This is a genomic window from Neoroseomonas alkaliterrae, from assembly GCF_014199195.1.
GTDB lineage: Bacteria > Pseudomonadota > Alphaproteobacteria > Acetobacterales > Acetobacteraceae > Neoroseomonas > Neoroseomonas alkaliterrae.
Genome location: NZ_JACIJE010000001.1, coordinates 167,920 through 189,386, shown reverse-complemented (window position 1 = coordinate 189,386; position 21,467 = coordinate 167,920). Strand labels below are relative to the sequence as shown.

The 21,467-nt window shown below is 71.5% G+C and carries 19 protein-coding genes; 9 read left to right on the top strand and 10 right to left on the bottom strand.

The genetic code is table 11. The features are described from left to right. Positions 1 to 17 precede the first annotated feature (17 nt). From FHS88_RS00920 to FHS88_RS00875, 10 genes are all read right to left on the bottom strand, one after another. Positions 18 to 1,331, bottom strand: coding sequence for a cation:proton antiporter (locus FHS88_RS00920; RefSeq protein ID WP_184480383.1), 1,314 nt, complete (start codon positions 1,329 to 1,331; stop codon positions 18 to 20). After that, positions 1,328 to 1,624: a monovalent cation/H+ antiporter complex subunit F gene (locus FHS88_RS00915; RefSeq protein ID WP_184480381.1), complete on the bottom strand. Its 297-nt coding sequence runs from the start codon at positions 1,622 to 1,624 to the stop codon at positions 1,328 to 1,330. Before FHS88_RS00915 ends, FHS88_RS00920 begins: the two co-directional genes overlap by 4 nt. Continuing rightward, entirely contained in the window at positions 1,621 to 1,947 is a 327-nt protein-coding gene (locus tag FHS88_RS00910; RefSeq protein WP_184480379.1) for a Na+/H+ antiporter subunit E, read from the bottom strand. Before FHS88_RS00910 ends, FHS88_RS00915 begins: the two co-directional genes overlap by 4 nt. After that, entirely contained in the window at positions 1,944 to 3,470 is a 1,527-nt protein-coding gene (locus FHS88_RS00905) for a Na+/H+ antiporter subunit D (RefSeq protein ID WP_184480377.1), read from the bottom strand. Before FHS88_RS00905 ends, FHS88_RS00910 begins: the two co-directional genes overlap by 4 nt. Further along, positions 3,470 to 3,910 carry a sodium:proton antiporter gene (locus FHS88_RS00900; protein WP_184480375.1) on the bottom strand — a complete coding sequence of 147 codons (441 nt, stop codon included), beginning with the start codon at positions 3,908 to 3,910 and terminating at the stop codon, positions 3,470 to 3,472. The genes FHS88_RS00905 and FHS88_RS00900 overlap by 1 nt, the downstream gene beginning before the upstream one ends. Positions 3,911 to 3,913: 3 nt before the next feature. Then, entirely contained in the window at positions 3,914 to 4,330 is a 417-nt protein-coding gene (locus tag FHS88_RS00895; RefSeq protein ID WP_184480373.1) for an MnhB domain-containing protein, read from the bottom strand. Between the two features lie 4 nt (positions 4,331 to 4,334). Then, on the bottom strand, positions 4,335 to 6,653 hold the full coding sequence (gene mbhE, locus FHS88_RS00890) for a hydrogen gas-evolving membrane-bound hydrogenase subunit E (RefSeq protein WP_184480371.1): 2,319 nt from the start codon (positions 6,651 to 6,653) through the stop codon (positions 4,335 to 4,337). 202 nt (positions 6,654 to 6,855) lie between these two features. Further along, positions 6,856 to 8,550, bottom strand: a complete 1,695-nt coding sequence (locus FHS88_RS00885) for a putative 2-aminoethylphosphonate ABC transporter permease subunit (protein WP_184480369.1) — start codon at positions 8,548 to 8,550, stop codon at positions 6,856 to 6,858. After that, positions 8,543 to 9,667 (bottom strand): ABC transporter ATP-binding protein, encoded by a 1,125-nt coding sequence (locus tag FHS88_RS00880; RefSeq protein ID WP_184480367.1) that lies wholly within the window; start codon positions 9,665 to 9,667, stop codon positions 8,543 to 8,545. The genes FHS88_RS00885 and FHS88_RS00880 overlap by 8 nt, the downstream gene beginning before the upstream one ends. Before the next feature lie 27 nt (positions 9,668 to 9,694). Then, positions 9,695 to 10,714 (bottom strand): putative 2-aminoethylphosphonate ABC transporter substrate-binding protein, encoded by a 1,020-nt coding sequence (locus FHS88_RS00875; RefSeq protein ID WP_184480364.1) that lies wholly within the window; start codon positions 10,712 to 10,714, stop codon positions 9,695 to 9,697. Positions 10,715 to 10,883: 169 nt separating this feature from the next. On the opposite strand from FHS88_RS00875, the gene FHS88_RS00870 reads away from it, so the two are divergent. The 9 genes from FHS88_RS00870 to FHS88_RS00830 are packed head-to-tail and all read left to right on the top strand — an operon-like array spanning position 10,884 to position 21,449. Then, the gene (locus tag FHS88_RS00870) at positions 10,884 to 12,137 is read left to right on the top strand and encodes a sarcosine oxidase subunit beta family protein (RefSeq protein ID WP_184481274.1); all 1,254 of its coding nucleotides are present in this window, start codon (positions 10,884 to 10,886) and stop codon (positions 12,135 to 12,137) included. 1 nt (position 12,138) lies between these two features. Beyond that, entirely contained in the window at positions 12,139 to 12,414 is a 276-nt protein-coding gene (locus FHS88_RS00865; protein WP_184480362.1) for a sarcosine oxidase subunit delta, read from the top strand. Then, positions 12,411 to 15,356, top strand: a complete 2,946-nt coding sequence (locus tag FHS88_RS00860) for a sarcosine oxidase subunit alpha family protein (RefSeq protein WP_184480360.1) — start codon at positions 12,411 to 12,413, stop codon at positions 15,354 to 15,356. The genes FHS88_RS00865 and FHS88_RS00860 overlap by 4 nt, the downstream gene beginning before the upstream one ends. Further along, positions 15,343 to 15,936 carry a sarcosine oxidase subunit gamma family protein gene (locus tag FHS88_RS00855; protein ID WP_184480358.1) on the top strand — a complete coding sequence of 198 codons (594 nt, stop codon included), beginning with the start codon at positions 15,343 to 15,345 and terminating at the stop codon, positions 15,934 to 15,936. The genes FHS88_RS00860 and FHS88_RS00855 overlap by 14 nt, the downstream gene beginning before the upstream one ends. Positions 15,937 to 15,976: 40 nt before the next feature. After that, positions 15,977 to 17,011, top strand: coding sequence for an ABC transporter ATP-binding protein (locus FHS88_RS00850; protein WP_184481272.1), 1,035 nt, complete (start codon positions 15,977 to 15,979; stop codon positions 17,009 to 17,011). Then, positions 17,004 to 17,975 (top strand): ABC transporter ATP-binding protein, encoded by a 972-nt coding sequence (locus tag FHS88_RS00845; protein WP_184480356.1) that lies wholly within the window; start codon positions 17,004 to 17,006, stop codon positions 17,973 to 17,975. The genes FHS88_RS00850 and FHS88_RS00845 overlap by 8 nt, the downstream gene beginning before the upstream one ends. After that, positions 17,972 to 18,925, top strand: coding sequence for an ABC transporter permease (locus FHS88_RS00840; protein ID WP_184480354.1), 954 nt, complete (start codon positions 17,972 to 17,974; stop codon positions 18,923 to 18,925). Before FHS88_RS00845 ends, FHS88_RS00840 begins: the two co-directional genes overlap by 4 nt. Further along, a complete protein-coding gene (locus FHS88_RS00835; RefSeq protein WP_184480352.1) occupies positions 18,922 to 19,797 on the top strand; it encodes an ABC transporter permease in 876 nt (291 codons plus the stop codon). Before FHS88_RS00840 ends, FHS88_RS00835 begins: the two co-directional genes overlap by 4 nt. Next, entirely contained in the window at positions 19,794 to 21,449 is a 1,656-nt protein-coding gene (locus tag FHS88_RS00830) for an ABC transporter substrate-binding protein (protein WP_184480350.1), read from the top strand. Before FHS88_RS00835 ends, FHS88_RS00830 begins: the two co-directional genes overlap by 4 nt. Positions 21,450 to 21,467 lie beyond the last annotated feature (18 nt).

Sequence of the window (21,467 nt, the reverse complement as noted above, 5' to 3'; positions counted from 1 at the left end):
GCGTCACCGCAAGGGCGTCACGGCAGCAGCGTGATCGGCACCGTGTCCGCAACGGTCTCGAAGGCGCAGAGGCGCAGGCTGTCGAGAAGGCCGCCGTTGCGGCTCGACAGCTGCGCCATCACGGCGGCGTCGAAGCGCGCGAGGAGCTGGCGCGCCTCCGTGATGTCGAAATCGGCCTCGAGGGCCGGCAGGATGGCGACGCGCCGCCCGTGCTGGCGCAGCAGCTCCGCCTGCTGCTCGACCATCGCGACGACGCCGGGGCGTTCCTCGGCAACCGGCAGGATCGAGACCGGGGCGGTGGACCACAGGCCGCTGCGCAGCATGCCGGCCGCAAGCGCGCCGCAGGCGGGCGATTCGCCCACCACCAGCAGCACCGCGCGCACCCGGCCCGGCCATTGGCGGACGCGCAGCACCGGCACCACGCCGGCCTTGGCGAGCGAGGCCGCGATCTCCTCCCCCGGTTCGGCCGGCATGCCGTGCGGGCCGGCGCCGGCGGGCAGGATTGCGAGATCCTGCCCGGCCAGCAGCCTCGCGAAGTCGGCCGCGCCCGTCTCCTCGTGCCGCGCGACGGCATCGAGATCGCTCGCGCCGGCGGTGAGGGACTGGAACTCCTCAAGCGCCTCCGCGCAGTTCTGGCGGATGCGCGCGCGGCTGCGGGTGGTGAGCCAGTCCGACCAGAAGCTGCCGCCGATGGGCAGCGGCCCGCGCCATGCGCGCGGCTCGAGCCCGGCGCCGGACAGGCCCGTCACCTGCGCGCCCGTCGCCCGGCCGAGGTCGAGCGCGGCCTCGGTGGCGGCGCGCTGCGCCTCGCCGCCGACGAGGCAGCAGAGGATGCGCCGCGCCGGCGCCGGTTCGAGGGCAGCCGAATCGCGCCCGGCTTGATCGGCCGGCCGCCGGAACTCGGGGATGGCGGTCATGGCGTAGTCCTCCCTCGGTGAGAGACGCTGGGCGCTCCGCGGCCGCGCGGTGCGGCCCGGATCGATGTCGAAGACGCGGCGGTCGAGAATCCCGGCGAGCGCATCGGCCACGCGCGCGGCGCCGAGCGGCGCGCCGGCGACGTAGGCGGCACGACCGAGCGTGTGCGAGGCGAGCGGTGCGGTCAGCACGAGGAAGGCGACCGCCGCCACGGCAGTCAGGATTGCGCCCGTCGTGCCGAAGGCGAGGCCGGTGCCCAGCAGCAGCAGCCCCGCCCCCGCCACCCCGGCCTTGGCGGCCGCGTGCATCCGGCTGAACGGATCCGGCAGCCGCGCCACGCCCAGGGCGGAGAGCGCGACGATCACCGCGCCGCCGACGAGCAGCAGCGCGGCGAGGATCTCCATCGCGGCCCTCATTCGGCCGGCTCCGACGCGGCGGCCGCGCTTGCGCGTTCGAGCAGCCGCGCGAAGGCCACGGCGGCGAGGAAGCCGACCAGGGCGATGCCGAGCGCGACGTCGAGGAACGCGACATGGCCTGCGAGCAGCGCGGTGAGCGCGGCGAGGCAGACGCCGAGCAGCCCCAGCATGTCGGTCGCGATCGCCCTGTCCGCGGAGGACGGGCCGGCGATCAGCCGCCAGGCGACGGGGACGAGGCCGAGGGTGACGATGGCGGCCGCGAGCGCCGCCGCCCAGGTCATGAGGCCGGTCATGGCAGGACCTCCCTTGCGCGGGCCTCGAGCGTGGATTTCAGGCCGGCGACCGCGGCTTCCCGATCCGGGGCGTGCAGCGCGTGGACATAGAGCGTGCGACCATCGGCGGAGACGTCGAGGCTCGTGGTGCCGGGGGTGAGCGTGACCATGTCCGCGAACAGCGCGGTGCCTGCCTCCGACCGGATATCGAGCGGCACGGCGAGGATCGCGGGCCGCAGCCTCTCCGTCGGGCCGAGCACGGCGCGGATGGTCGCGGCGGTGGACTTCGCGAGTTCCGTGACGAAGGTGGCTGCGACATGAAGCCAGGCGATGGCGCGCCTCATGGCACGGCCTCCGCGAAGCGCGGCATCGGCGCGCCGAGCACCGCGGTGATGTAGCCGTCCCGGTCGAGCAGCGATTCCGCCGCGGCGATGGAGAAGGCGGCGAAGGGCTCGGTCCAGAGGCCGATGGTGAGCGTCACGCCGCACAGCAGGAGGATCGGCGCGAAGGTCGCGATGCGCTGCGCGCGGCTCCAGGCGGCGGGCTGCGGCGCGGGTTCGGGTGCGGCCTTCCAGAAGGCCTCGTTCCAGATCTTGATCATGGAATAGAGCGTCAGCAGCCCGACCGCGAGCGCGACGAAGGCGAGGAGATACGCCTCCGCCTCGAGGCCCGAGCGGATGACCACGAGCTTGCCCCAGAAGCCGGAGAGCGGCGGGATGCCGGCGAGCGAGAGCGCCGGCACCAGGAACATCAGGCCGAGCAGCGGGCGGCTGGCCCAGAGGCCGCCAAGGCGGGCCAGCGCGAAGGAGCCCCCGACCTGGCGCATCGCGCCGGCCACGAGGAAGAGGTTCGCCTTCACGACGATGTGGTGGATGACGTAGAGCACGCTGCCCGCGATCGCGAGCGGGGTCATCAGCGCCACGCCGACCAGCATGTAGCCGATCTGGCTGATGATGTGGAAGCTGAGGATCCGCCGCACGTCGTAATGCGCGGCCGCCCCCAGCACGCCGACCACCATGGTCGCCATCGCGATGACGCCGACGATGGGGCCGAACAGGGCGTGGTCGTGCGCGAAGACCAGCGTGAAGACGCGGATGATGGCGTAGACGCCGACCTTGGTGAGCAGCGCGGCAAAGATGGCCGCCACTGGCATGGAGGCGGTATGGTAGGAGGCCGGCAGCCAGTTGAACAGCGGAAAGACGGCGGCCTTGGCGCCGAAGGAGATCAGCAGCAGCGCCGCCGCGGCCGCGAGCGCACCCTGGTTGCCGACATCCGGCGCGACGCGCGCGAGATCCGCGAGGTTCAGCGTCCCGGTCAGGCCGTAGAGGAGGCCGACCGCGATGAGGAAGAAGGTGGTGCCGACGAGGTTGAGCATGACGTAGCGGACGCCGCCGTCGAGCTGCTCCTTCGTGCGGTCGAGCACGAGCAGGCCGAAGGAGGCGATCAACATCACCTCGAACCAGACATAGAGGTTGAACAGGTCGCCTGTTGAGAAGGAGCCGGTCACGCCCATCAGCAGGGCGTGGAAGAGCGGCTGGAAGCCTGCGCGGTCGCGCTCCTGCGCGCCGGGGCCCATCGCGTAGACCGCGACGGCAAGCCCCATCAGCCCGGTGATGACGAGCATGGCCGCGGAGAGGTGGTCCACGACCAGCGCGATGCCGAAGGGCGGCGGCCAGTTGCCCATCCGCCCGACGAGCATGCCGCCCGAGACCACCTCGGCGAGCAGCGCGAGCGTTGCGGCCAGGAGCAGCACCGCGGCGGCGAGACCGATGCGGCGCTGCGCCATGGGGCGGCGCCACAGCAGCGCCGTGACGGCCGAGGCCGCGAGCGGGATCAGGATCGGTGCGGCGAGCAGGACCTGGCGCATCACACCACCTCCCGCAGCGGGCGGGCGGGGGCACGGGCGGGCTGGCGCACGAAACCGGTTTCGGGCGGCGCCGGCGCAGCCTCGGTGCACGCCGGTGGCTCGGCCGCGTCCATGTCCTCCGACCGTGCGCTGCCGAAGGCGGCATGGGCGCGCATGACGAGCACCAGAGCGAAGGCCGTGAGCCCGAAGCCGATCACGATGGCGGTGAGCACGAGCGCTTGCGGCAGCGGATTCGCCGCGCCGGCGGCGAGCGCGGTCGCGCCAGGCTCGACCAGCGGCGGCGTCATGGTGCCGATCCGCCCGGCGGCGAAGATCACGAGATTCGCCGCGGTGCCGAGCAGCACGAAGCCGATCAGCCCTCGCGGCAGATCGCGCGCGAGAAGCAGGTAGGCGGCAGCGGCGACAAGCACGCCGATGGCAGCGGAGAGAGCGATCTCCATCGGCTAGTCCTCCGCGACCAGGGCGAAGGACATGGCGGTGATCGTGCCGACCACGACGAGATAGACGCCGATGTCGAAGAGAAGGGCGGTGCCGATCGGCAGGGTCACGCCGACATCCGCGAACCACCAGCGATGCGTGAGGTAGCCGGCCTGCGGATCCAGCCAGGCGAGCAGCCCGCTCGCGGCGGCGAGAAGCAGGCCGAGGCCGCACCAGGAGGCGGGCGGCAACCGCATGACGCGCAGCGCCGCCGCATGGCCGCGCGCGATGGCGTGGAACACCAGCCCGGCGGCGCCGACGAGGCCGCCGACGAAGCCGCCACCGGGGTCGTTGTGGCCGCGCAGGAGGAGATAGAGCGACAGGGCCATCGGCACCCAGAGCAGCAGCGGTGCGGAAACCCGCAGGATAACGGTCGCGTCCATCGTCTCAGCCCCCCGCCTGCCGCTCGGCCTTCGTGCCGCGCAGCAGCGCCAGCACCGCGAAGGCGGCGATGGCGAGCACGGCGATTTCGCCGAGCGTGTCGAGTGCGCGGAAATCCACCAGGATGACATTGACGACGTTGCGGCCATGGCCGCCCGGGACGCTCTGCGCCCCGAACCATTCGGCCAGCCGCGGATCGAAGGGCTCGGCGAGAACCGCCATGAGCGCGAGGGTGACCGAGAGGCCGACCACCCCCGCCACGGCAGCGTCGGCGCCGCGCTGGCGGGCGGTGCGGCTGTCGCGCGCACGGACGGGCAGGCGGATCAGCACGGTCGCGAGGATGACGACCAGCAGCACCTCGACGGTGAACTGCGTCAGCGCCACGTCCGGCGCGCCGAAGGTGAGGAAGACCACCGCGGTCGCGAAGCCGACCAGGCCGAGCGCCATGACCGCGGCGAAGGTGCCGCGCGCCAGCGCGCAGGCGATGGCGCCGAGGGCGATCAGCAGGAAGGCCAGCGCCCGGGGATCGAGCGGCGCGCCCTCCGGCCGCGCGAGGCCGCCGCGCCATGCGAGCAGCGCCAGCGGCACCAGCGCGCAGGTGAGCAGGAGAACGCGCATGTAGCCGCGCAGGCTGCCGTGCTGCACGGTGCGGGTGGTGCCGTCGGACCAGGACACGATCCCGGCCAGGGCGGCCTCGTAGCCGCGCGCGGTGTCGAGACGGTCGAGGGCGGCCGTGCGCCGCAGGCGCGGCATCAGCCTCTCCCACAGGATCAGCAGGAGAAGCCCGAAGCCGATGGTGGCGACACTGAGCGCGAGGACCGGCGTGAACCCATGCCAGAACTTCAGAGGTGCCGAAGCGGGCGCGCCGAGGATCGAGGCCACCGCCCCGTCCACCAGCCACTCGCCGAGCAGCGAGGGCGCGGCGCCGGCCAGCAACCCGAGCGTGGCGAGCAGGATGGGGCCGGCGAGCATGGATTTCGGCGGGTCATGCGGGACCTGCGGCGTCGGCCGCCGAGGGCCGAAGAAGAGGCGCCAGGACATGAGGCCCGCGACCGCGACCATGGCGGCATTGACGAGGAACCCCACCATCGCCGCCGGGCCGGCGAGGCTGCCGGAGGCGAGCTTCGCCTCGTAGACGATCTCCTTCGCGACGAAGCCGACGAAGGGCGGCAGGCCAGCCATCGAGAAGGCGGCGAGAACCGCGGCGAGGGCCGTCAGCGGCATGGCGTGGCGCAGCCCGCCGAGCGCGGCGGCGTCGCGCGTGCCGGTTTCATGGTCCACGATGCCGGCGACGAGGAACAGCGCCGCCTTGTAGAGCGCATGCACCACCAGGAAGGTGACGGCGGCCGTGGCCGAGAGCGCCGGTGCAAGACCGATCAGCATGGTGAGGGTGCCGAGCGCGGTCACCGTCGTCCAGGCGAGCACGCGCTTGAGGTCGCTCTCGCGCAGCGCCATCAGCGCGCCGGTCGCGGTGGTCAGCAGCCCTGCCGTGGTCAGCACGTCCTGCCAGAGCGCCTCGTGCTGATAGATCGGGTTGAGGCGCGCGAGGAGATAGACGCCGAGCTTCACCATCGTCGCCGAATGGAGGTAGGCGCTGACCGGCGTCGGCGCGGCCATGGCGTTGGGCAGCCAGAAATGGAAGGGGAACTGCGCCGACTTCGTGAAGCAGCCGAGGATGATCAGCAGCATCGCCGGAGCGGCGGCAGGGTGGGCGAGCACCGCTTCGCGCGCCGCGATGATGCCGGACAGGCTCGTGGTCCCGGCGGCGACCGCGGCCAGGATCAGCCCGGCGAGAAGCGCGAGGCCCCCGCCCGCCGTCACCAGCAGCGCCTGAAGGGCGGCCTTCCGCGCTCCCGGCTTCTCGTGGTCGTAGCCGACGAGGAAGAAGGAGGCGAGGCTCGTCAGTTCCCAGAACACGAAGAGCGTGACGACATCGTCCGCCGTCACGGCGCCGAGCATCGCCACCATGAAGAGAAGCAGGAGCGTGATCAGCCGCGGCAACCGCGGATCGCCCTTCAGGTAGCGCCCCGCATAGAGCAGCACGAGGGCGCCGATGCCCGCGATGAGCAGGACGAAGACCAGCGACAGGCCGTCAAGCCGGAGGCCGCCGGCAATGCCGAGCGATGGCACCGCCCAGAAGCCGGCACGCAGCCCCTCGGGTTCCGCGGCGCCGGGGGCGGCGAGGAGATAGACGAGCAGCGCGACCGCTGCGGTGACCGCGCCGAGCTGCGCCGCGCCCCGCCCACGCATCGCCGGGACCGCGGCGGCGGCGGCGAAGCCAAGCCCCAGCGGCAACGCCAGGAGGAAAACGGGTGCGATGGACATCGCCCTTCGCTCTCCAAGCGCCGTGCCAGGAGGGAGCCGTGGCGGAATGCCGGAGAATCAGGGCCTTGCGCCGGCCAGGGCGGCATCCGTGTTCACGATCGGGAACGCGTGAACGCCGCGGCGTTCACGAAGGTGAACGCGGCAGGCGTCTGTCGCTTCCCTGCGGGCATGGCGGGCTCGGGGTCGGCGCCCCGTCCCGCTGCTATCCCCGCCAGCGCTGGGTGAGACGCCCGAGCAGCGCGCCGAGCGCGAGTTGCGCGAGCTTCGCGCTGACGGTCACGCCCAGGATCGCCATCGCCATGGCCGCCGCGGCGCTGGCCTGGCCCGCCTCGTCCATGTGAACCACGGCGACCGAGGCGGGCTTGGTCTCGGGGCCGTAAAGGAAGATCACCGCGCTCACGGTCGTCATCGCATTGACGAAGAGGTAGATGGCGATCTCGAGGATCGCCGGCAGGCACATGGGGACCGTCACGCGCCCGAAGGTGATCCAGACCGGGACGCGCATCGAGGCGCCCACCGATTCGAACTCGGGGTCGAGTTGGCGGATCGCCGTCACCGCGGTCAGGTGGCCGACGGTGTAGAAGTGGACGATCGAGTTCACCACCAGGATCGCCGTGGTTCCATAGAGCACGCCGAGCGGATTGGCCGGGTGGTTGAAGAACAGGATGTAGGCGAGGCCGAGCACCAGCCCGGGCACCGCCAGCGGCACCGTCGCGGCGAAGCGGGTCAGGGCGGGCAGGGCGCCCTCTTGCGGGCCGCGCTCCAGCACATAGGCCACCAGGAAGACGATGGCCGTGCCGATCACCGCGGCGAGGGCCGCCATCCGCACCGAGAACCACAGCGAGCCCCAGCCGGCGGAATCGAAGCGGCCGAAGTCGTAGTTGTCGAGGGTCAGCGCGAGGTTGTAGGGCCAGAAGCGGATCAGCGACCCCCAGGCGGCGACGCCCACGATGCCCAGCAGCAGAAGCGCGACCACCAGGCAGAGCACCAGCAGCGGGCGGTCTCTCGCCGGGCGCGGCTCTGGGCGCAGCGGCACCGCGCGGCCCGAGAAGGTGGCCGCGCGCTGGCGCGTCGCCCAGCGGTCGAGCAGGAAGGCACCGACGGCAGGCACCAGGAGCACGATTCCGACCACCGCGCCCATGTTGAAGTCCTGCAGGCCCACCACCTGCTTGTACACGTCGGTCGCAAGCACCGGGAACTGCCCGCCGATGACCTTCGGGATGCCGAAATCCGTCACAACCAGCGTGAACACGACGACGAAGGCCGACACCAGGCCGTAGCGCGAGCCCGGCAGCGTGACCGTGTGGAAGATGCGCAGGCGCGATGCCTTGAGCGCCGCCGCCGCCTCGTAGAGCCGCGCATCGGCCGAGGAGAGCGCGACTGAAAGGATGATCACTGCCGCCGGGAAGCAGTAGAACACTTGCGAGGCGACGATCCCCATCGGCCCATAGATGCTGCCGCCCCCCAGCATCCAGCGCAGCATCCCCTGGTTGCCGAAGAGGTAGATCATGGCGAGCGCGGGCAGCAGTGACGGCGCCAGAAGCGGCAGCATCATCACCGCGCGGAAGGCGGCCTTGAACGGGATGCAGGACCGCGTGAGCGCATAGGCATAGGCAAAGGCCAGCGGCACCACGATCACCGCTGTCAGCGCCGCGGTCCAGAGGCTGTTCCATGCCGCGGCGAGCAGCGCCGGCGTGGTCGCATAGGTGCGGAAATTCGCAAGGCCCGCGAAGCCGCCATCGGCCGTCTCGAAGGCACGCAGGAAGAGGGCCGCGAGCGGCATCACCAGGAACAGCGCGAGGAAGGCGACCGCCAGCGCGAGGGATGCGCGCATCGCCTTCTGGTCGGCCGAGAGGCGCGGGCGCATCGGTGCGCCGGCCAGCGCGCCGTCACTCATCTGCGGGAAAGACCAACAGCCGGTCGGCCGGAAGCACGGCCGCGATCTCGCCACCCGGCATGGCGCCGAGCGCCCCGATCTCCTGCGGCGCGACCGCTGCGAGCAGAGGGAGCCCGCCCGCCTCGACCGACACGCGGCAGACCGCGCCGAGATACTCGAGCGCGGTGACGCGTCCCGTCAGGGCGCCGGGTGGTGCGGCATCGGCGCGATGCAGAAGGACATGCTCGGGCCGGATGAAGACGGTCACACGGGCGCCATAGAGCAGGGAACGTGCTGCCGTCGCGGCGAGCCTGTGCCCGCGCGCGACAACGAAGCCCGGCGGCGAATCCACCACCGCCTCGAAGCGGCTGGAATGGCCGATGAAGGCGGCGACGAAGGGGGATGCGGGGGCGTCATAGACCTCGGCGGGCGTGCCGATCTGCTCAATCCGGCCGCGCGCCATCACCACGATGCGGTCGGAGACGCCCATCGCCTCCTCCTGGTCGTGCGTGACCATCACGGTGGTCACGCCGAGCCGCTGCTGAAGGGAGCGGATCTCCTGCCGCAGGTGCTGGCGCACGATGGCATCGAGGGCGGAGAGGGGCTCGTCCAGCAGCAGCAGGCCGGGCTCATTCGCCAGCGCGCGGGCGAGTGCGACGCGCTGCTGCTGCCCGCCGGAGAGCTGCGCGGGATACTTCGCCGCCTGATCGGAGAGGCCGACGATATCGAGAAGCTCGGCCACCCGCTGCCGCGCGCGCGCCTTCGGCCAGGCCGGGCCGCGCAGGCCATAGGCGACGTTCTGCGTGACGCTGAGGTTGGGAAACAGCGCGTAGGACTGGAAGACGATGCCGAAGTCGCGCTCGGCAGGGGGCAGGAAGGTGATGTCCCGCCCCGCCTGCCGGATCCGCCCGCTGGTCGGCGGATCGAGCCCGGCTATGCCGCGCAGCAGCGTCGTCTTCCCGCAGCCCGATGGGCCGAGGAAGGTGACGAACTCGCCCGGCTGCACGCTCAGGTTCACGCGGTGCAGCGCGACGAAGGTCCCGAACTGCTTGCCGACCTCGATCACCTCGAGATACGGGGCGGCGGCGGCGTTGGATGCCGGCCGGGCCGCCACCGCCGCATCCGGCGGCGCTGCCATTGTCACCTTCGCCGCCCGCGCCGCCGCTCAGTTCCTCGGCGCCGACTTGCCGTCGAAACGCTGCGCCCATTCGCGCAGCAGCCTCTCGCGCTGCGTGGCGATGGCGCGGAAATCCGCGCTGACCAGACGCTCCGCGAAGTCGGCCGGGTAATTGCGGACGGTCGGCTCCACGCCCGGCAGGGCGAGCAGTGCGTAGTAGCGGCCATAGAGTTCCATCGCCGGGCGGGAGACCGCGAAATCGGCCAACCTGCGCGCTGCGGCGAGGTTGCGCGTGCCGCGCAGGATGGCGGTGGCCTCGAGGTCGAAGCCGACGCCGTCGCTCGGCACGATGATCTCGATCGGCGCGCCCTGGTTGCGCAGCGTGACGGAGCGCATGTCGAAGGAAATGCCCACGGCGAACTCGCCGCGCGCGGCGTTGTTGCAGGGCGCCGAGCCGGAATGGGTGTAGACCTGGATGTTCTCGTGCAGCCGGGTCATGAAGTCCCAGGCGCCCGCCTCGCCGCGCGTGCCGATCCAGCCGGCCATCGTCAGGAAGCCGGTGCCCGAGGAATTCGGGTTGGGCATCACAACCTGGCCGCGGAAGGCGGGGTTCAGCAGGTCGTTCCACGTGGTTGGCCGCGGCAGGTTGCGCTGCTGCGCCACCACCGTGTTGAAGCAGATCGCGGAGACGAAGGCGTCCATGCCCGTCCAAGTCATCGGGCTGCGGTCGGAGCGCATGTTGGCGCGCAGCGCCTCCGCGCCCTGCGGCGTGTAGGGCTCGAGCATGTCGAGCGCCTCCATCTGCAGCAGCGAGAAGACGGACAGGCCCCAGATCACGTCGGCGCGGGGGTTCTGGCGCTCGGCGATGAGGCGGGCGGTGATGATGCCGGTGCTGTCGCGGACCCAGGCGATCTCGATGTCGCGCAGCGCGGCCTCCGCGGCCTGCTTGAACGGGGCGAGCTGCTCGTTCTCGATCGCCGTGTAGACGGTCAGGCGGGTGCGCTGCTGCGCCTCGGCCGCCGGGGCGAGGCCGATCAGGGCGCAGGCGAGCAGGGCAAGGCGGCGCATGGGCGGACTCCCGTGATTTGATTCTCCCGGTCCCTAGCCTCGCGGCCGCGACACTGGTGTGACCGTGGCATTGCGGTTCCGTGTCATGGCGCCGCTGCAGCGCACCCTGGAACCTTGCCGGTCCTTGTCATTGCTGCGTAACCTTCCCCGCAAGGCGGCAGAGGTGGCGATGGCGGGGTATTCGGGCTTCCGCATTCTGCTCGAGGGGCTGCGCGGCAACAGCGGCTGGCGCGAGGCCTGGCGCAAGCCCGACCCGAAGCCGTCCTACGACGTCATTATCGTCGGCGGCGGCGGTCATGGTCTCGCCACCGCCTTCTACCTCGCCGAGGTGCACGGCATCCGCAACGTGGCGGTGCTCGAGCGCGGGCTGATCGGCCAGGGCAATACCGGGCGCAACACGACCATCGTGCGCTCCAACTACCTGCTGCCCGAGAACAACAACTTCTACGAGCATTCGCTGAAGCTGTGGGAAAGGCTCGAACAGTCGCTCGGCTACAACGTGATGATGAGCCAGCGCGGCGTGCTCAACCTCTTCCACAACGATGCGCAGCGCAATGCGGCGATGCGCCGCGGCAACTCGATGCGGCTGAACGGGATCGACGCCGAGATCCTCGACCGCGAGGGCGTGAAGGCGATGTGCCCGCTCGTGGACCTCGACAACGGCCGCTACCCGGTGATGGGCGGGCTGCTGCAGCGGCGGGGCGGAACCGCCCGGCACGACGCCGTGGCCTGGGGCTTCGCGCACGCCGCCGATGCGCGCGGCGTGGACATCATCGAGCATTGCGAGGTGACGGGCATGATCCTGGAGGGCGGCGCCATCCAGGGCGTGCGCACCACGCGCGGCGAGATCCGCGCGCCCAAGGTCGGCCTCGCCGTCGCGGGCCATACCAGCACGCTGACCGCGATGGCCGGCTTCCGCGTGCCGATCGAGACGCATCTGCTGCAGGCCTTCGTCAGCGAGGGGCTGAAGCCCTTGATCGACTGCGTCGTCACCTTTGGCGCTGGCCATTTCTACATCAGCCAGTCGGACAAGGGCGGGCTGGTCTTCGGCGGGGGGCTGGACGGCTATCCTTCCTACGGCCAGCGCGGCACGCTGCCGGAAGCCGAGCACGTCTATGCCGCGGGCGTCAGCATGATCCCCGCGCTGGGGCGGCTGCGCGGGCTGCGCTCCTGGGCGGGGGTGATGGACATGACGCCGGATGGCTCGCCCTATATCTGCCGGACGCCGGTGCGCGGCCTCTATATGACCGCGGGCTGGTGCTATGGCGGCTTCAAGGCGACGCCGGCCTCGGGATGGTGCCACGCCTGGACCATCGCGAAGGACGAGCCGCACTCTCTGAACGCGGCCTTCACGCTCGACCGCTTCCGCGAGGGGCGCATGCTCGACGAGCGGGGCAACGGGCCCCATTTCTGGGCGCAGTAGCATGCTGCGCATCCCCTGCCCCCATTGCGGCGCGCGCGACGAGGCGGAGTTCAGCTACCGCGGCGACGCGACGGTGACCCGCCCGGGCGCGGATGGCGACATCGCCGCCTTCCATGACTACCTCTACACGCGGACCAATCCGCGCGGCTGGCAGGTGGAATGGTGGCAGCATGCGGCGGGCTGCCGCGCCTTCCTCAAGGTGCTGCGCCACACCGTGACGCACGAGATCCGCGCCGTCGTCACCGCGACCGGGACGCTGGAGGTGCCGCCGGCATGAGCCAGCCCCATCGCCTTCCCACCGGCGGCCACATCGACCGCGCCACGCGGCTCGCCTTCACCTTCGACGGGCGGCGCTACGAGGGGCATCCGGGCGACACGCTGGCGTCTGCGCTGCTTGCCAACGGCGTGCGGCTGGTCGGGCGATCATTCAAGTACCATCGGCCGCGCGGCATCTTCTCTGCCGGGGTCGAGGAGCCGAACGCGCTGGTCGAGCTGCGCGAGGGCGCACGGCGCGAGCCGAACACGCGCGCCACCGTCATCGAACTGTTCGACGGGCTCGTCGCGCAGAGCCAGAACCGGCGCGGCTCGCTCGCCTTCGACTGGATGGCGGCAGCGGGGCTGCTCGCCCCCTGGCTCGGCGCCGGCTTCTACTACAAGACCTTCATGTGGCCCGCCGCGTGGTGGGAGCGCGTCTATGAGCCGATGATCCGACGCGCGGCGGGCCTCGGCCGCGCCTCGGGCCTGCCGGATCCCGACCGCTACGAGGCCGCGCACGCCCATTGCGACGTGCTGGTGGTCGGCGCGGGCGCGGCCGGCCTCGCGGCGGCCCGCGCGGCGGGCGCTGCCGGCGCGCGGGTGATCCTGGCCGAGCAGGATGCCCTGCCCGGCGGCGACCTGCTGAACGAGCCGGCGCTGGAGGGCTGGCGGCGCGCGGCCCTCGCCGCGCTCGATGCGATGCCCGAGGTCACGGTGATGCCGCGCACCACCGTCTTCGGCTTCTACGACCACGGCGTTCTCGGCGCGGTGGAGCGCGTCTCGGACCATCTGCCGGAACCGCCGCCGCACCTGCCGCGCCAGCGCGCCTGGACCATCCGCGCGCGCGAGGTGGTGCTGGCGACCGGCGCGCATGAGCGCCTGATCGCCTTCCCGGGCAACGACCGGCCCGGCGTGATGCTGGCCGGCGCAGCGCGCGGCTATGCGCGCCGCCATGGCGTGCGCGCGGGCGAGGCCGCGGTGCTCTTCGCGACGCATGACGGCGCCTATGAGGCCGCGCACGCCATGGCCGAGGCGGGGGCGCGCATCGTCGCCATCGTGGATCCGCGCCAGGACAGTGCGGCGATGCAGCGCGCGCGGGAGGCGGGCTTCGATGTCCGCGCCGGCAGCGAGGTCTGCGGCACGGTCGGTCATGCGGCCTTGCGCGGCGTGTCGGTGCGCCGCGTGGGGGCGGCGGGGCGCGGCGATGCCTTCGCCGCCGATCTGCTGATGGTCTCGGGCGGATGGAATCCGGCGGTGCATCTCGCGAGCATGTCGGGTGCGCCGCTGGTCTGGGATGAGGCGCTGCTCGCCTTCATCCCCGGCGCGCCGGTCCAGCGCGAACGCAGCGCCGGCGCCTGCCGTGGCGTGCACGGCATCGCCGCGGCGGCGGCCGATGGCGCGGCGGCCGGCCGGGCGGCAGCCGAGGCGGCAGGCTTCGCCGCGTCCCCCTCCTTCGCGCTGCCCGAGGCGCCGGCGGCGGATTGCCGCCCCTTCGCACTGTGGGAGGTGAAGGGCCGCGGCAAGGCTTTCGTGGACCTGCAGGACGACGTGACGGCGGCGGACATGCGCCTCGCGCACCGCGAGGGTTTCAGCCATATCGAGCACGCCAAGCGCTACACCACGCACGCGATGGGCACGGACCAGGGCAAGAGCGGCGGCATCGTCGGCGCCGCGGTTCTGGCCGAGGCGCGCGGCGAGCCGGTGGCGCGCGTCGGCCTGCCGCGCTTCCGCCCCTACACCGCGCCCATCGCCTGGGGGGCGATGGCGGGCGAAGGCGTCGGCCGTCACTTCCAGCCGACGCGGCGCACGGCGCTGCATGCCGTGCACGATGCGCTCGGCGCCGTCTGGCTCGATGCGGGGATCTGGAAGCGCCCGGCATACTACCCGCGCAAGGAGGATGCCGATGCCTGGGCGAGCGTGCTGCGCGAGGCGCGCGCTGTGCGCGAGCGTGTCGGCATCTGCGATGTCTCGACGCTCGGCAAGATCCTGGTGGAGGGGCCCGATGCGGCGACGTTCCTCGACCGTATCTACGCCAACACCTTCTCGACGCTGCCTGTCGGCCGCGCGCGCTACGGGCTGATGCTGCGCGAGGACGGCATCGTCTTCGACGACGGGACCACCAGCCGCATCGGCCCCGAGAGCTGGTTCGTCACCACCACGACGGCGCAGGCCGGGCCGGTGATGCAGCATCTCGAATTCCACCTCGCGAGTGCCTGGCCGGAGCTTGATGTCAGCCTCGCGAGCGTGACCGACCAATGGGCGGCCATCGCCATCGCCGGGCCGCGCGCGCGCGAGGTCGTCGCCGGGTTCGTGCAGGGGATCGACCTCTCGAACGAGGCCTTCCCCTTCATGGCGGTGGCCGACTGCACCGCCGCGGGCGTCCCGGCGCGGCTGTTCCGCATCTCCTTCTCCGGCGAGCTGGCCTATGAGATCGCGATGCCTGCCGGTTACGCGACTCATGTCTGGCAGGCGGCGATGGCAGCGGGCGCGGCGCACGGCATCGAGCCCTATGGCATGGAGGCGCTCGGCCTGCTCCGCATCGAGAAGGGGCATGTCGCCGGGCCTGAGCTGAACGGGCAGACCACCGCGCAGGATCTCGGCCTCGGGCGGATGCTGAAGAAGAAGGGCGATTTCATCGGCCGCGTCCTGGCGCAGCGGCCGGGACTCACGGATCCGTCCCGGCCGCGCCTGGTTGGCCTGCGCAGCGTTGATCCCTCGCGGCAGATCCGGGCCGGATCGCATCTGCTGCTGCCGGACGGGAAGGGGCGCAGCGAGGGATGGATCACCAGCGCGACGCGATCGGTGGTGGAGCCGGGCTGGATCGGCCTCGGCCTCCTGCGCGAAGGCGAGGCGCGCATGGGCAGCGAAGTCATCGCCGCCAATCCCCTGATGGGCGAGGAGGTCCGGATGAGGGTGGTCAGCCCGCACATGCATGACCCGGAGAACATCCGTGTCCGCGCCTGAGCCGACGCATCCGCTGGCCGCCTGCGCCACGCCGGGACGGCACGGCGCGCCCGGCGATGCGCCGCTGCGCGTGACCCTGCCGCGGCGCGACATGGTGCAGGTGATGGCGCGGCGCGGGCGCGAGGATGCCCTGGCCGAGGCGGCCCGCGCGGCCTTCGGCCTCGCCCTGCCGCCTGCCGGACAGGCGGCGGCGGCCCCCGACGCGACGGCCGTCTGGATCCAGCCCGGGCACTGGCTGTTTGCCGCGCCGCGCGGCATGGAGGGCGCGCTCGCGGCGCGGGCGGCGGCGGCCTTCGCGGGTCTGGCGGCGGTGGCCGACCAGAGCCACGGCCGCACGACCATCGCCGTCTCGGGCCCTGCGGCGCGGCGCGTGCTCGCGCGCGGGTGCCGGCTGGACCTGCACCCGCGGGCCTTCGGGCCGGGCCGCGCGGCGGCGACGCAGATCGCGCATGTCGGCTGCCTCATCCATCAGACGGATGAGGCGCCTGTCTTCGAACTGACGGTCTTCGCGACCCTCGCCGAGCCCTTCTTCCATTGGCTGATGGAAGCGGGCGCGCAGGACGGGGTGTTGATCGAATGACCGGGCCGCCGCGCGTTGTGAGGGGCGCGCCATGCGTGCCATGCTCGGCGGCGTGACGGCGACGGCGACCCTTCCCCGCGACGCGCCGGCAGCCTCGCCGGAGGCGCCGCTGCTCTCGGTGCGCGGCCTGACGCTGCACATCCCCGTCCCGCCCCATACGCTGCGCGCGGTGGACGGCATCTCCTTCGATCTGCGGCGCGGAGAGACGCTCGGCCTCGTCGGCGAGAGCGGCAGCGGCAAGACGCTGACCGCGATGGCGGTGATGCGGCTGCTGGAGCCGCCGCTCTCGGACCTGCCGCGCGGCAAGGTGCTGCTGGAAGGCCGCGACCTGATGCGGCTGAGCGAGACGGAGATGTCGACGCTGCGCGGCCGCGCGCTGTCGATGATCTTCCAGGAGCCGATGACCTCGCTCAACCCGGTGATGACCGTGGGGAGGCAGATCGCCGAGCCGGTGGTGCGGCATCTCGGCCTCTCGGCCCGGCAGGCGGCGGCGCGGGCGGAGGAGATGCTGCGCCTGGTCGGCATCCCCGATCCGCCGCGCGTGGCGCGGGCCTATCCGCATCTGCTCTCGGGCGGGATGCGGCAGCGCGCGATGATCGCGATCGCCCTTGCCTGCCGGCCCTCGCTGCTGATCGCCGACGAGCCCACCACCGCGCTCGATGTCACGGTGCAGGCGCAGATCCTCGACCTGCTCGCCGGGCTGCAGCGGGAGATGGGAAGCGCGGTGCTGCTCATCACCCACGACCTCGCAGTGATCGCCGAGACGGCCCATCGCGTCGCGGTGATGTATGCCGGGCGCATCGTGGAGGAGGCGCCGGTCGGATCACTCTTCGCCGCGCCGCGCCACCCCTACACGCGCGGCCTGCTGGCCAGCATCCCGCTGATCGCGCGCGAGCGGCCGGAGACGCTGCCCGAGATCCCCGGCATGGTGCCCGGTCCGGGGGACCGGCCTGCGGGTTGCGCCTTCGCCCCGCGCTGCGGCCGCGCACTGCCGCGTTGCGCGCAGGATGTCCCGCCATTCGCGCCGCTGGCGCCGGGCCATCACGCCGCCTGCTGGAATCCCTGCGATGGCTGAGCCGCTGCTGCAGGTGCGGGGCCTCGAGGTCCACTTCCCCATCCGCTCGGCGATGCTGCGGCGGCGCATCGGCACGGTGCGCGCGGTGGACGGCGTGGATCTGGAGGTGGCGCGCGGCGAGACGCTGGCGCTGGTGGGCGAAAGCGGTTGCGGCAAGACCACCACCGGCAAGTCCATCCTGCGGCTGATCGAGCCGACCGGCGGCAGCATCCGCTTCGCCGGGGAGGAGATCGCGCGGCATCCGCCAGCGCGGCTCGCGCCATTCCGGCGGCGGATGCAGATCGTCTTCCAGGACCCCTACGCAAGCCTCAATCCGCGCATGACGGTGGGCGGCATCCTGGCCGCGCCCTTCGAGATCCATCGCATCGGCGATGCGAAGGACCGCGCGGAGCGCGTGGCCGCGCTGCTGCGCACCGTCGGCCTGCCGCCCGAGGCGGCGCGGCGCTACCCGCACGAGTTCAGCGGCGGCCAGCGCCAGCGCATCGGCATCGCGCGCGCGCTCGCGCTGGAACCGGAGCTCGTCATCGGCGACGAGCCGGTCAGCGCGCTCGACGTCTCGATCCAGGCGCAGATCATCAACCTGATGAAGCGGCTGCAGGCGGAACTCGGCCTCGCCTACATCATGATCTCGCACAACCTCGCCGTGGTCAGTCATGTCGCGGACCGCGTGGCGGTGATGTATCTCGGCCGCGTGGTCGAGACGGCGCCGCGCGAGGCGCTGTTCTTCGACGCAAGGCACCCCTATACCCAGGCGCTGCTCTCCGCCGTGCCGGAGCCGGTGCCCGGGCGCCGCCGCGCGCGGCAAGTGCCGCAGGGCGACGTGCCGAGCCCCGCCAATCCGCCCCCGGGCTGCCATTTCCACCCGCGCTGCCCGCTCGCCATCGCGCGCTGTGCGCAGGAGGCGCCGGCGCCGCGCATCGTGGCACCCGGCCATGCGGTCGCCTGCCATCTGGTGTCGCCATGATCGGCTTCGTCGCGCGCCGGCTGCTGCAGGCCATCCCGCTGCTGATCGGCGTCTCGCTGATCGGGTTCGGGCTGATGCATCTCGCGCCCGGCGGGCCGCTCGCGGTCTATACGCTGAACCCGACGATCCAGGCGCAGGACATCGAGCGCATCCGCATCATCTTCGGCCTCGACCAGCCCATTCATGTGCAATACGTGAAATGGGCGACCGGAATCGTCAGCGGCAACTGGGGCTACACCTTCTTCGGCGGGCGGCCGGTGCTCGATGTCATCCTCGAACGCCTGCCCGCGACCATGCTGCTGATGGGCAGCGCGCTCTCGGTCGCGATCCTTCTCGGCCTGTCCATCGGCATTCTGGGCGCGGTGCGGCGGTATTCGGTCTTCGACGTGCTGGCGACGACTGGGGCGCTCTTCGCGCTCTCCTTCCCGACCTTCTGGTTCGGGCTGATGGCGATCTACGTCTTCGCCATCCAGCTCCGCTGGCTGCCTTCGGGCGGAATGTGGGAACTGGGGGAGGAGGGCAACATCCTCTCCCTGCTGCGGCATCTGGTGCTGCCGACCATGGTCCTCGCGCTGGTCATAACAGCAACCTGGAGCCGCTACTCCCGCTCGGCGTTCCTCGAGGTGATGCACCAGGACTACATGCGCACCGCCCGCGCCAAGGGCCTGCCGCCGCGCCAGCGCCTGCTGCGCCATGCCTTCCCGAACGCGGCGAAGCCGTTGATCGCGCTGCTCGGCGTCGAACTCCCCTTCCTCTTCTCCGGCGCGCTGGTGACCGAGACGATCTTCGGCTGGCCCGGCATGGGCCGGCTGTTCGTGGATGCGCTGAACATGAAGGAATACCCGGTGCTGATGGGGATGATGATGTTCACCGCCATCTTCGTCATCATCGGCAACCTGCTGGCGGACATCGCCATCGCGGCGATAGACCCGAGGGTGCGCCTGCAATGAGCGCCGCCGTCTCCGCGCCGGAGGGGCAGCTCGCGCGCGTATGGCAGCGCTTCCGACGCCATCGCCTGGCGCTGGCCGGCGCCTTCGTGGTCGCGCTGCTGATGGCCTCGGCGCTTTTCGCGTCCGTCTTCGCGCCGCAGGATCCGACGCTGCTTGACACCTCGCTGCGCTTCGTGCCGCCCTTCACGGACTGGCGCTATCCGCTTGGCACGGATGAGCTCGGCCGCGACACGCTGTCGCGCCTGCTGCATGGTGGGCAGGTGTCGCTCACGGTAGGGCTGGTGGCGATGGTCACCACGGTGCTGACCGGCGCGCTGATCGGCATCGCGGCCGGCTATCTCGGCGGCATCGCGGATACGCTGCTGATGCGCTTCGTGGACACCATGCTGTGTTTCCCGCAGGTCTTCCTCCTGCTGGTGGTCGCCGCCTTCGTGCCGCCGACGCTTCTCTCGATCTCGCTGGTGATCGGCCTGACCTCCTGGATGGAGGTGAGCCGCATCGTCCGTGCCGAGATCCTGCATCTGAAGGAGCAGGACTTCGTCGCCGCGGCGCGCGCGCTCGGCGCCTCCCGCACGCGCATCATGGTCCGCGAGCTGCTGCCGAACGCCGCGGCGCCGATTCTGGTGGCCGCGACGCTGAAGGTCGCCTCTGCGGTGCTGATGGAGAGCTACATCTCCTACCTCGGCTACGGGGTGCAGCCGCCGCTCGCCTCCTGGGGCAACATGCTGACCAATGCGCAGGGGTATTTCGACACCGTGCCCTGGCTCGCCATCCTTCCAGGAGCGGCGATCACGCTGACGGTGATGGGCTTCAACTTCCTCGGCGACGGCCTGCGCGACGCGCTCGACCCGCGGCTGAGAATGGATCCGTGACCACCAACAGGAAGGAGGCTGGAGACGTGACCATCACCATCACCCGCCGCGCCGCACTGGCGGCAGGTTCCGGCGGCGCCGCGCTGCTCGCCGCCCCGACCGTCTGGGGCCAGTCCATCAACCGCGAGCGCGTCATCCTCGCCATGACGCAGGAGCCGGTGCAGTTCAATCCGCTGCTCTACGTGAATGCAGGCACGGAGAACGTGCCCGAGGCCTGCATGTTCGACGCGCTGTGGGACGTGAACGACCGGGGCGAGTTCATCCCGAACCTCGCCGCGCAGGTGCCCTCGCGGCAGAATGGCGGCATCTCGGCCGATGGCCTGACCTGGACGGTCAACCTCAAGCGCGACGTGAAATGGAGCGACGGCCAGCCCTTCACCGCGCGCGACGTCGAGTTCACCTACCAGACCATCATGAACCCCGCCGTCGCGGTGCGAAGCCGCTCGGGCTTCGACCTGATCAAGGCCTTCCGCGTCAAGGACAGCCACACCATCGAGATGGAGCTGTCGCGCCCCTTCGTGCCGTTCCTCTGGGCGTGGCAGAACATGCACATCGTCCCGCACCACATCCTCTCGCGCGAGGCGAACATCCAGACCGCGGCCTTCAACAGCCAGCCCGTCGGCACCGGGCCCTTCGTGCTGCGCAGCCGCACCGCCGGCAGCCACATGGTCTATGAGCGCAACCCGAACTACCATCGCGGCCCGGCCAAGCTGCGGCAGTTCATCCACAAGTTCGTGCCCGACCAGATGGCAGCCTACGGCCAGGCGCGCACCGGCGAGGTGGACTATTTCGCGCTGTCGGGCGTGCCGAACGACCGCTGGCGTGAGGCGCGCGCCTTCCCCGACCGCGACTTCCTCGTCTATCCCACACCGAACGTGCAGTTCATCTACTACAATTGCGGCAAGCCGCAGTTCGCCGATCCGCGCGTGCGCAAGGCGCTGACCATGGCGACCGAGATGCAGAAGTCGATCGACGACATCTACCACGGCACCTGGCCGCGCACGCTGTCCTACCTGCAGCCGACGCATTGGGCCTACAACAGCAACCTGCGCGACTACACGGCCGACCCTGCCGGCGCCGAGCGCCTTCTGGACGAGGCCGGCTGGCGGCGCGGGCCGAACGGCATCCGCCAGAAGGACGGCGTGGAGCTGAAGTTCACCATGTCCACCACCGCCGGCAATGTCGCGCGGCAGGGCTGCCAGGCGCTGTTCCAGCAGAACTGGCGTCGCATCGGCGTGGAGATGGAGATCCGCAACATGCCGGCCTCGGTCGTCTGGGGCGAGTTCACCACCCAGTCGCGCTTCGACACGCTGCTTGTCGCCTGGGATCCGACGGTCGGGCTCGATCCCGACTACACCGCGCGCTGCCATTCGCGCATGATCCCGGTGAAGCACCGCCAGGGCAGCAACTATGTGCAGTACGAGAACGCCGAGGTGGACCGGCTGCTGGAGCTCGGCGTGACGCAGACCGAGCAGGCCGATCGCATCCGCACCTATCACCGCATCCAGGAGATCCTGCACGAGGAAGTGCCCTTCGCCGCGCAGGGCGGCTCGGTGCAGGGGCACCTCAAGCGCCGGCAGTTGCAGGGGCCGGCACCCAACCAGTACGTCACGGACATCACCTGGAACGTCTACGACTGGCACTGGGCCTGACGCCGCGCGCGGCGCGAG